Origin of the sequence: Anabaena sp. CS-542/02 (assembly GCF_028331085.1) — a bacterium.
In the GTDB taxonomy this organism is placed as follows: Bacteria; Cyanobacteriota; Cyanobacteriia; order Cyanobacteriales; family Nostocaceae; genus Anabaenopsis; species Anabaenopsis arnoldii.
On record NZ_JAQMTM010000131.1, the window covers coordinates 1 to 9,952 of the forward strand.

Here is a 9,952-nt window from a genome sequence, read left to right on the forward strand (position 1 = left end):
GGTTGAGCGTAGTCGAAACCCAGCGTAGTCAACAGTCAACAGTCAACAGTCAACAGTCAACAGTCAACAGTCAACCGTCAACCGTCAACCGTCAACCGTCAACCGTCAACCGTCAACAAACCCGTTCTAACCAACTTTGTAACTGTTGTATATCCCTAAAGTCTAGTAATTCTTCTGCTAAACTTTCCAGTTGCTCTACTGGTAGCATTTGAATTTGCTGTTTGACTGTATCATCCAAGGTTCCTAAGCGACGCTGTAACTGACGTAGAACCAATTGGCTCTCTCCTTCTTGTCGTCCTTCTTGTCGTCCTTCAATCCGTCCTTGTTGTAATCCCTGTTTTTCCCCCTCTTTCAATATTTCCTGATACCAGGGTGATTCTCTCAATACTGTCATGTCCCACCTCATGATTTGTTGAACTAAGGGAATATCCAATACAAAACTAGCAAAAAATGATAATAACGGTTCTAAGTCTTGCAGTTGCTCATCCCGTCTTAACTCCCTCACCGCTTCCCGTAATTTATCCTCCCTGCTTCCACCCTGCAAAATTTGTACAAATGGCAATAGGGTTGATATCTTCTGCTCAAATACCAGATTAACATCCACCTCCCACAGATTAATCACCTGGTAATCTTGATGAGCAGTTATCCCTAATATCTCTGATTCGTAACGTTGGGGAATGCTTTGTTTATTACTTGGCGGCAGAATATTGATTAAAACTGGATATACCCGTAAGTTATAACGCTCTTCTGCCAAAGCTGTATAAGCCCGTAGCCTTCGGGGCATTCTCTGATTGTACCGTAGTTGTAATTCGTTGAGGAGTAAAAATTCCCCTATTTCCGGCGATAAAACCTTCAATAAAACATCACTTTCCCGCTCTATCCACTGAAATTCTGTGTTGAGGATGTCTTGTACTTGTAAGTCACTGCGCTGGGTAATCCACTTTACCCACGTGTTAGGTGCAAGACCGATTAATCTTTTCCCCCCTATATCTGCTTTTTTCGCCACTGTTTGTTATAAGTTATAAATATGTTGCTTCTGTATCATAGCTTGCTGTGTGTCTAATAAATTATACACCAATTTCCTACATCTTGTGACAAATCACACAAAACCCATTAAACCTCTTTCCAGTCGGTTTCTAACCGACTTTAGCTTTCAGACAGGGAATTCATTCCCTGGCTCCCCCGTGCGGATAACCATCAATTATACCTCCCACACCCAATACTGATCGCGAATACTACAAGCCGATCGCCCCCGCGCTGCTGCAAGCCGATCGCCCCTCAACACAGCCAACCGTCAACCGTCAACCGTCACCAATGGCACCCCATCCATCGGCAATTGTCCCACACTTTCCCCATCCTCCTGAGCTAAAACAATCCTAGCAGTAACTTGGGGTAACAAAGCCGCCCACTCTAGCGGGGATAACTTACCAACCACCGAAATTTGTAACCCCTCCTCCTCTTCCTCACATAACTGCTCCGTGAAAGCTTGGGTGAGGTGAGGCGGAAACTTACCAGCATTCACCAGTAAAGTCATCTTTCCACAATCAGGATGATTTTCTAAACTAGTAATCACCCTTACCAACTCTTCATATATGCACTGTTCCGACTGCTCCGGGTCCGCGAAGATGATAAAATTAGTATCTCGCAGTTTTAAACTAGAAATATCAGACTGAGAACTTACAAATTTTTCTAATCTCCCTCCCATCTCCTGAATAGAATTTAGCTGTAAGGCTTTCAAATTTTTGATAACTACTAAATTTACTTCACCTTGAGTTAATGATTGTTGGGAAATACATTTAGCATTATCGTGATATCGATAGGCTGAAATTACCGTATCTATAGTAATTGGTTCGGCTAGTAGGAATAATCGCAGCCAAAAATCAAAATCCATCGCATAATGCAGAGACTCATCTAATAAGCCAGCTAAAGACCACAAATGACGATGCCAAAATGTAGATTGTTGTGGAAACCAGTTTTCCAACCAATTCCAGCATTTGGCATAAGAAATACCAGTTCCAGACTTCATGAACAAAGGAACAGAAATTTCATTGGTTATCTCACACCCCCCAATTAACCAAGTGGGAGTTTGAGAGTTGCTCAGGGTTTTTGCTACTATTTCCAAGGCACCCGGCTTCAAAAAGTCATCAGAATTAATCCAAGCCAAAATGTTCCCTGTAGTCTTTGCAAAGCCTTTGTTAATAGCATGAGATTGTCCCCGATCAGGTTCACTCACCCAATGACACAAAAATTGCTGGTATTTACTAATAATATTCACACTATCATCTGTGCTAGCTCCATCCATAATCATATATTCCAAATTAGGATAACCTTGGAGCAACACGGAACGAATAGTTTCCTCAATAAACTGAGCTTGGTTATAGCTGGGAGTAACAATACTAATCTTTGGCCATTCCCCACCATCCGGCATGGTATCAGCTAATGGTTCGGTTTCTTCAGTCCAAGGCCACCCAGTTTTTCCCGGTGGGGGTGGTGGGAGTTGACTTAAGCTAGGACAACGCATATTGATTCTATCTCATCCAATTGGTAGTATGATATATTCTTTACTTGCAATTGTCCCAGACTTTCCCCATCCTCATGAGCTAAAACAATCCTCCCAGTTAACCGAGGTAACAAAGCCTCCCACTGCATCCGCGATAACTTACCAACCACCGAAATTTGTAACCCCTCCTCCTCCTCCTCACATAACTGCTCCGTAAAAGCTCGCGTCAAATGAGGCGGAAACTTACTAGCATTCACCAGTAAAGTCATCTTTCCACAATCAGGATGATTTTCTAAACCAGTAATCACCCTTACCAACTCTTCATATATGCACTGTTCCGACTGCTCCGGGTCTGGGAAAATAATCAAATTAATATCTCGCAGTTTTAACCCCAGTAAACTTGCATTAATTAAACTCCAGCTTACCACCCGCCCCATTTGCCCCCAAGAAAACTTTTGACTTTGTGCTAAACCCCCACTAATTAACGATTGGCGAACACTGGGCTTTTGTAACTCACATAAAGCATTCGCCATACCATCAATATCATCATCATTCACATATATAACCGCTGTTCCCCCTACCTCCGGTAAAGAAGCATTAGGACAAGTAATTACAGGACAACCACAAGCCATTGCTTCTAATATCGGCATTCCAAACCCTTCATATTTAGAAGGAAACACCAAACACACCGCCCCAGAATAAGCTATTGCTAATTCCTCATCACTCAGGCGCAACAGGTGTACAGCACTCCCAGACGTATATTCTCTTAACTCCGGTGGGAACACCCCCCCAAAACCAGTCATAATCAGATCAAATCCCTCACTGTTAGCTAGTTGGGAGAATGCTTTCAAAAATAAGATCCCATTCTTATAACTATAAGCATCAGCACCTACTAATAAAAAGTATGGTTTACCAATCCCATATTTATATTTAAATGCCCTAAGTTCTACTGTCCCTGGCGTAAAACTCCGACTAACTCCACAGTGAGCCACCGCTACAGACTCCAGAGCTATCTGGGGAAAATACTTAACCAAATCACGGGCTGTACTGTGAGAAATTGCTATATATGCAGATGCGTGTTCAATAGCATAGTGTTTTTCTCTCCACATCGGACGATCCAAATCCGCCCCCATTACCTCCGGTATCATGTCATAAGCCATAAATACAGATGGTGTAGTGATGGGTGTGGTGTAATAAGAGGAAATAAATAAATCTGCTTGTTCTTGATTGCAGACTTGCTGCAGCATCTGTTTATCAGCCGCTGTATTGTTATAGTCGTATGCAGGAATCGTCAGGTAACGAATACCACTAACTTTAGGTGCAGTGTTAGCCCTATCCAACACTAAAATATGATCAGCAAACTCCGTATTTGCCCACTCTTCTAACAAACTGCGCCACACCCTGGCTATTCCTGTGTTATTGAGTTGGAAAAATACTCCGTCAATAATAATCTTACCAATATAATTACCAATATGTGACTTACCTCCATGATTGGTTAACAATGCTCCTTGAATCACCTCCAGAGTTTCCTCAATCATCCGGTGTTCTTGAAACATTTCCTCCGCCCTAGCTCTGCAAGCTTCCCCAATTGACCGTCGTAATTGCGGATTTTCTGCCCACTCTGTAATTGTCGCTACCAGTTCCCTCACCGTCCCTTGGGGGTTAATCTTAGGATCAGGGACTAATTTACCCGTTTCTCCCAATTCTTCAGGAATACCACTCACCGCAGTAGCCACCACTGGTAATCCTTTAGCCATCGCCTCCATCACACATAATGGCATCCCTTCCAACAAAGAAGGAAATACAAAAATATCTCCAGCATTTAGCAACTCAACCACATCAGTCCTATGTCCCAACAAAATTACCCGGTTGCTAATTCCTAACTCTTCTCTAGTCTCCCTAATCTGTTTTTCTAGCTCTGGTTCCCAAGTAGTACCAGCCCAAACAAAATACAGTTTAGACCATACAGGACTAAACATTAATTGTTTAATTGCCTCTAATTGGTAAATATAGCCCTTTCTTGTTTGTATCCCAGCAGCAGTCAAACATACCACACCATCATCAGGAATACCCCATGATTCTCGTAGCTGTTGACCCCTAGCTACATCACGCCCCGTAAAATATTCTGCAGGTCTACCATAATGTATCACTTGTCCCTGATCCTCAGGTAAGCCAAAAACTTGATGTAGTAAATTTAAATTATCCTGGCAAACCGCAATCACCGAATGAGCTAAATTATATTGTCGCGATAGTTCATTTAAATATTCAGGATACCTCTGAGCCAAATCAGGCTCAACCAACCCTTCAATCACAATATATGGTATACCAAACCCCAGAGCTAATTTCGTAATGTTAAAATTTGCCAATACCCCAGTATTACTGCAAATAATTAAATCTGGTTTATGTTCAGCTTGGGTAAACAGTCCCTGTAATTCGGCAATAATATTCTTTGTCATCCAAACATGGCGAATACCTAACTCTTGTTCTTTAGTAACTACACGATGATCAACTGCTTCCGGTTGTAGTGATGTCACTCGATAACCTAATTTAGCTAACGCACACAATAAAGAGTGATTATATTGATCAACTCCACCCAGTCCCGGATCTCCTGTTGATAGTAAAATATGTTGATTCATATTGAAATTATGGGTATACATTTGAACTTCTGATAAAATTATTATAGTCAGATGCAATGGGTAAAACTAGGTGACTATATTTAGCTGGAAATGCAGCTATATCCGTATAATAAAAAGTCTGGTTCTTATTATACTTATTATTTAACAGATACTCGTTTATTTGTTCTATAAATTCTGATGTCCCTTCATAAATTAACGGATTTCCAAAATTATCTATAACAATATATTTAGTGTAATTAATTGATCTCAATTCCTTGAGTAAATCTTTTACTGCTTCTATATCCTTTAGGGATGAAATCTCATTTTCCCAAAAAAGTATTGGACTATTTTCTTTAATGATGCTCAGGGAAGAAAGCAGTATTTCAAAATCAAATCCATCCGTATCAGTTTTTAATAATATACATTTACCTAACTGTGAATTATCAAGAATAGACTGCAAAGAATCGGATTTTATCAGTGTCTCCTTGCTTTCTACTGCTCTTGCTGTACCTCTATTTTTTACCAGTTCTACATTTTTTAATTCCTTTCCTGATATAAAAGAATTTACACAAGTAATTCTTTCACGATAATTTGAAAGATTATATTCCAGAACAGAGAAGAAATCTGCATCAGCTTCAATACATAAAATTGGATTTTTACAGTATTGAAGTAATAGGGCTGTTGTATCACCAACGTTTGCTCCTATATCAACTATTAAATCTTCATTATTTGGTAAATGTTTAGCCAAAACACCAATAAATTTATCATAAAGCCTAAACATATTTTGATATTGCGGTAGAGCATGATCAGGAGGAAGAATAATAGGGATATCCTTGATATGGTAAGTAACAAAATTTTTGAACCCTTGATTTTTGTTTTGTCCTCTTACCTTCAAGAAAATAGATAGTTGATTTTCTAACCCATCCAATTCATAATATGGTAGCTTCTTTAATTGCACTTGTTCTACTGCTTCCCCATCCTCCTGAGCTAAAACAATCCTCCCAGTTAACCGAGGTAACAAAGCCTCCCACTCTACAGCAGATAACTTACCAACCACCGAAATTTGTAACCCCTCCTCCTCTTCCTCACATAACTGCTCCGTAAAAGCTTGGGTCAAATGAGGCGGAAACTTACCAGCATTCACCAATAAAGTCATCTTTCCACAATCAGGATGATTTTCTAAACTAGTAATCACCCTTACCAACTCTTCATATATGCACTGTTCCGACTGCTCCGGATCTGGGAAAATAATTAAATTAATATCTCGTAGTTTTAACCCCATTAGAGTCGTATTAATTAAAGCAGATGTATTTTTAATAGAAATTTTACTAATTACTTGATTAAAATCACGGGATAAAAGTGATTCTTTATAAATCACTGGTAACTGATTATTTGCCAGTTCCGTAAATAAATTTGGTGGTAAATCTGTTTTTGTAGTTAATAAATGTAAAGATTTACCATCAGTATAAAGTTGAAGATTGTATTTACTAGCTAATATTTCTAAAGATTTACGAGTATATATAGAAATATGTTGACCTTCCTGGGGAGCATAATACCACCATTGGTCAGGTGTGGGGTTGTTTTCCGGTAATAACTCTGTACTAAAAAATATATGAGGACATATATCAATAATTTCTTGTAATTCCTGTAAAGGATTTTCTAAATGTTCAAATAACTCAAAAGCAGTAATTAACGCTAAATTTGGTTTATCAAGTTCCTGTAACTTAAATCCTTGAGCAAATATATTTTTACAAAACCTATCAAACCAGTAAAAATCAAACCCTTGGTCTCTCATTAAACGCACAAACAAACCATACCCACCGCCATAATCCAGAAATTTGGCTTGATGGTCAAAATAATTACTAACTAACCTACTCGTAATATATGCCATCCTATTATTACGATAAACCAACCCTACATCACTCAAGGCGATCGCCTCTGAGTAAGCCTCATTTAACCAATAGGGGTGTTCTGTTTGCACAAAACCGCAGTGAGAACATTGGAAATAATCAACATCATATTTCTGGAGAATCTTAGCTGTGGCCAAGTAATAAGAATTTGACTCACAGATGTGACATTTCTCCACTTTCTGGACATCATTTATTTCTTTATTTACTGCGCCGCTAAATTGTGTAATTTCAGTAAAATTATCAGCCTCACTATTCCTCTTGACTGCTACCGGATGTTGCAGAGGAAAACCCATAGCTTCCACCGCCATATTAGCCAGGGGACTATCAACCATAGTTGTATGAGTCGCAGATTCACCAAACCCAATATTAGTCACCAAATTAACATGGGGCAAAATACTTAAACCCCCATTCAACCACAGACTATATTGCCAAATAACATCCCAAGTATTCAGAACACCATCATATACAGATTGAAATGCCTTTGACCACCAACCAGCAGCTTGGTCATTTTCCAACACCTCAAACAACCAACCACTATCCCTTAACCCTGGCCATAGCGCCATACCATGATCATACTTCCTCCAAGCCCGCCGCCAACTAGCCCAGCCCCAACAATGACCATAACGGGAGAAATAATAACTATCCTCCCTGCAGCGATCGCCTTGAAAGTTATTCCCAGAAATCACCATAATCCGTTCATCATCATGATATTTCTCCAATAACTCCTCACAGTAACGGAAAAACGTCGGATGAGGTAAACAATCATCCTCTAAAATAATCGCCGTTTCCACCTGCTCAAACACCCAATCTAAACCACTGCTCACCCTCTCACGACAACCCAAATTTACCTCAGAGTAATTAGTTAAAACCTCACACTCCCAATCAACTTGATTAATAATTGCTCTAGCTTCCTCACATTTTTCCCCCTCCCCTGGTTTATCCCTTCTCGGTCCATCCGCAACAACCAACAACTTCGGCGGTTTAGCCTCCCGAATAGCTGCAAATACCTTCCCAGTCGTTTCAGGGCGGTTAAATATCAATAACGCCACCGGCGTATTTAATCCCCAATTATCATCATATTCAGCAGTTTTCATCTCCATCGGTTTAGGGTTAGTAATTTGCATACAAGATACACCTAAACAAGACCTTTTATCACTCGGTAAAGAATTTGTTTCTAATATTGCAGTTGATTTAAAAAATACAGAAGTACAATTTTTATAAACATAACCCGGAATTAAACCCCAAAAATCAATCCTTTTATAACCTTGAGATAACAGTAAGCGTAATGATGAATCATAGTGATAAACATCTGTATTATCAAAAATAATCAAACCATCCTCTTTCACTTTGCTTAAACTATTTTCCAAGCACCTATTACGATTAATCCCATCAACAATAATCACATCAAAATATTCATCAGGATACGACAGAATAAAATCCGCGTATTTACCTTCATCTGACTCTAAATTTAACTTCACATTACCCGGCATTTGCTGATTGATTTCCTTAAACCAACCCCCATCACTTTCAACAGAAATTACCTCTTTAACCCGTTCTCCCCACCATAAAGTTGAATGTCCCGACCCAAATTCAAATACTAAAAAATCACCCTTAACCTTATCCTCTATAAACTCTATCGCCGGGTAAGTGTACCACGGTATCGGCTGATTATCCCCATTAATAATCTTCTTTTGGGAAACAGAATTTAACCAGCCAGAAACCTTCAGATAGTTCAATTGATCATTAATATTAGAAGAATTATTCATATATAATAACAAGCCCCTGATAATTAACTACAACTAAGAGGATGTTTGATAAGTCTTATAAGGTGATTTTAGACACTTCTTGATCCCCCCTAACCCCCCTTAAAAAGGGGGGAAACTAGAGTCAAAGTCCCCCTTCTCAAGGGGGATTTAGGGGGATATAAAAATATTAGATACACCATGAGGGACTTGACAAACATCCTCTAACAATCTCCTGTGTTTGCCTTAACCAGAGTTAAACTAGCGTAAAATCCCCTCCCCTACTCCTGACCACCCTGCTTCCCCATTCTTTCCTGCAAAGTCGCCAACCCAGAGCGATAACTTTCCCGCTCAGGATGCAACTCAACCAACCTTTTCATCAACTCCATAGCTCCCTGATTATCTCCCAGCTGTAACCGCAAATTAACCAACTTCTCCAAAGCCAAAATATTATTTGGTTCCCGCTGCAAAACCAACTCATAACCCCGCACCTGATTTTCTAATTGACTGGTTGGTGACTGCACCACCGGTTGCTCCCGTTGCTTTTCCATCTCTGACAATATGCTTTTAATCCCACCAAACACAATAGAACCAAAAAACCCCGCCACCCCCACTACCGTCATAATTCGTGTTTTGAGCTTGACCTGCTGAGTCCGCTTCGCAAAATATTCTTTTTCAGAAATACTCATATTTAGTGTAGATGTAGCATTAACCCCGCTGGTTGAGCGTAGTCGAAACCCGGCGTAGTCGAAACCCGGCGTAGTCGAAACCCAAAACCCGCTGGTTGAGCGTAGTCGAAACCCCGCTATTTGAGCGCCGTCAACCGTCAACCGTCAACCGTCAACAAACCCGTTCTAACCAACTTTGTAACTGTTGTATATCCCTAAAATCTAGTAACTCCTCTGCTAAACCTTCCAGTTGCTCTACTGGTAACATCTGAATTTGCTGTTTAACCGTATCATCCAACCTTCCTAAGCGACGCTGTAACTGACGTAGAACCAATTGGCTCTCTCCTTCTTGTCGTCCCTGTTGTAATCCCTGTTGTAATCCCTGTTGTAATCCCTGTTGTAATCCCTGTTGTAATCCCTGTTTTTCCCCCTGCTGTAATCCCTCTTTCAATATTTCCTGATACCAGGGCGATTCTCTTAATACCGTCATGTCCCACCTCATGATTTGTTGAACTAA

General features: G+C 40.0%; 6 protein-coding genes. All 6 read right to left on the minus strand.

Annotated features, from left to right (window positions below; translation table 11 throughout):
• Window positions 1-112: 112 nt before the first annotated feature.
• The gene (locus PN447_RS14190) at window positions 113-1,006 is read right to left on the minus strand and encodes an Rpn family recombination-promoting nuclease/putative transposase (RefSeq protein ID WP_271763685.1); all 894 of its coding nucleotides are present in this window, start codon (window positions 1,004-1,006) and stop codon (window positions 113-115) included.
• A gap of 288 nt (window positions 1,007-1,294) precedes the next feature.
• Window positions 1,295-2,521 carry a glycosyltransferase family 2 protein gene (locus PN447_RS14195; RefSeq protein ID WP_271763686.1) on the minus strand — a complete coding sequence of 409 codons (1,227 nt, stop codon included), beginning with the start codon at window positions 2,519-2,521 and terminating at the stop codon, window positions 1,295-1,297.
• Complete coding sequence (locus PN447_RS18645) at window positions 2,503-5,136, minus strand: glycosyltransferase (protein ID WP_334311107.1); 2,634 nt, start codon at window positions 5,134-5,136, stop codon at window positions 2,503-2,505. Before PN447_RS18645 ends, PN447_RS14195 begins: the two co-directional genes overlap by 19 nt.
• 7 nt (window positions 5,137-5,143) lie before the next feature.
• A complete protein-coding gene (locus tag PN447_RS14210) occupies window positions 5,144-8,791 on the minus strand; it encodes an FkbM family methyltransferase (protein WP_271763687.1) in 3,648 nt (1,215 codons plus the stop codon).
• A gap of 257 nt (window positions 8,792-9,048) precedes the next feature.
• Window positions 9,049-9,597 (minus strand): tetratricopeptide repeat protein, encoded by a 549-nt coding sequence (locus PN447_RS14215; RefSeq protein ID WP_271763688.1) that lies wholly within the window; start codon window positions 9,595-9,597, stop codon window positions 9,049-9,051.
• Between the two features lie 10 nt (window positions 9,598-9,607).
• A partial coding sequence (locus tag PN447_RS14220) for a DUF4351 domain-containing protein (RefSeq protein ID WP_271763690.1) occupies window positions 9,608-9,952 on the minus strand: 345 nt, incomplete at its 5' end.